A 2246-nucleotide genomic window follows, 5' to 3' on the forward strand; every position below is an offset into this window, starting at 1 on the left:
CTGATTGGGTTTGGACCCTATGAATCAGTCTTCAACCGGTTTGGGAATCCTGAATGTCGATACGGCCTAGTTACCGTCTGTCCACGACACCTAAAGGCAGAATAGACGCTCAGCGGAAGCGAACGGATAGGATATTTACCCGCTGTAAAACCGGGATATTACTGAGCGCCCCAGACCGTCGGCAGTCTACGGAATCAGGAATTAACCGTTATTCAATGCAATCGCCCTAATCAGAACGCCGCACGACGGGACTGGCGTATGCTGACCAAACAGAATAAAATGCAGACACTGGCAACGATGATCAGCAAGCGAGGCGCCATCGCCGTCGCGTTGTTCGTCGGTTTCGGGTCCGCCGCCACGGGCGTGGTTCTCGACATGTCGGCCAAGCGGCGCGCCACGGAAACGGGAGAGATCGTGGCACGGCAGATCGCGTCTGCGGTGCAGAATGATTTCGAGCGGCCCATCGGCAATGTCGAGGCGACCCGCGACATGCTCCAGGGGCTTCGACGCGAGGGCAATACAAGCCGCGATGCCGCCAATCGCCTGCTGAAGTCGACGCTGGCCGCGCATCCGCAGCTGCTGGCGCTTTCGACCATCTGGGAACCCAATGCGTTTGATGGCCGCGACCAGGCCTATGTCAACGCGCCGGGCGGGGACGCGACCGGCCGCTTCATCCCCTATTGGCACCGCTCGCAGGGCGGCATCGCGGTGTCGCCACTGACCGACTATACCAAGGAAGGCGCAGGCGATTATTACCTGCTGCCGCGCCGGACGGGCAAGGCGGTGATGATCGAGCCCTATCATTACGAGGTCGATGGCAAGGACGTACTGATGACCACCATCACCGAACCGGTGGTGGAGAATGGCAAGGTCATCGGCGCGGTCTGCGCCGACATCGCGCTGTCCGATCTGCAACGCCGGATCGGGGCGATGCGCGTGCCGTTCAACGGCCGGGTCGAGGTGATCTCGGGCAAGGGCGCCTTCCTCTACAATCGCGACACCGCAAAGCTGGGCAAGACCGCGACCGACACCGGCGCGGCGATGTCGATTGTCGACGATCCGACCGAGGGTTCGGTGATGCGGATCGAGGAGCCGGTCGTGCTGAACGGCATCGACAGCGGCTGGCGCGTGCGCGTCATCCTGCCGATGAGCGCAGTCATGGCCGATGCGCGCCAGGCCGAACTGATGCTGCTGATCGCCGCCATCGCGATCATCGGCGGCCTGATCGTCGTCCTGCGGCGCAGCGCCAAGAAGATTATCGGCGAACCGCTCGACGCCCTGTCGCAGGAGATGGCGGCGCTGGCGGACGGCAATCTCGAGGAACCCGCGCGGCGTCCGATCCAGTCGGTCGAGATCGACCGTATGGCCCATGCCGTCACCGTCTTCCGCCACAATGCCGTCGAACAGCGCCAGTCCGAACAGGACCAGCAGTTCGTCGTCGCGACGCTGGGCGATCGTCTGCAGCGTGTGTCGGCGGGCGACCTGACCAGCCGGATCGTCGAGCCCTTCACCGGCCGCTACGACCGTATCCGCAACGACTTCAACGAGGCGATGGAAAAGCTGGCGACAGTGCTGGCGTCGGTGTCGCGCAACGCCGTGGAGGTCCGCACGGGCTCGGGCGAAATCCGCAATGCGTCGGACGACCTGTCGCGGCGCACCGAGCAGCAGGCGGCCAGCCTGGAGGAAACCGCGGCGGCGATGCACGAGATCACCGACCAGATCCGCCGCACCGCCTCCGCCGCGCGCGAGGCCAGCCGCGTGGTCGACACCGCCAAGACCAATGTCGACATCAGCGAAGAGGTCGTGGTGCGGGCGGTCAGCGCGATCAACGGCATCGAACGCTCCTCGGGCGAAATCGCAGAGATCATCTCGGTCATCGACGGCATCGCCTTCCAGACGAACCTGCTGGCGCTAAACGCGGGTGTCGAGGCAGCACGGGCAGGCGATGCGGGCAAGGGCTTTGCGGTCGTCGCCTCCGAAGTGCGCGCCTTGGCGCAGCGATCGGCCGATGCGGCAGGCGACGTGAAGTCGCGCGTCACCGCCAGCGTCTCGCAAATTTCGACCGGCGTCGCCGCGGTCAGCGAAATGCGCGAAGTGCTCGACCGCGTCGTCACCGCGATCGTCGACATCAGCCGCCTAGCCAGCCAGATCGCGGAATCGGCCGAACAACAGTCGCAGGGCATTTCCCAGATCAACATCGCGATCGGCGAGATGGACTCCACGACGCAGCAGAACGCCGCGATGGT

At 64.3% G+C, this 2246-nt stretch carries 1 protein-coding gene; it reads left to right on the forward strand.

Going from position 1 to position 2246, the window contains the following annotated elements:
- Positions 1–297 precede the first annotated feature (297 nt).
- A partial coding sequence (locus SB4_RS17825) for a methyl-accepting chemotaxis protein (protein WP_241488682.1) occupies positions 298–2246 on the forward strand: 1949 nt, incomplete at its 3' end.

Origin of the sequence: Sphingomonas sanguinis (assembly GCF_001476905.1) — a bacterium.
Taxonomy (GTDB): domain Bacteria; phylum Pseudomonadota; class Alphaproteobacteria; order Sphingomonadales; family Sphingomonadaceae; genus Sphingomonas; species Sphingomonas sanguinis_B.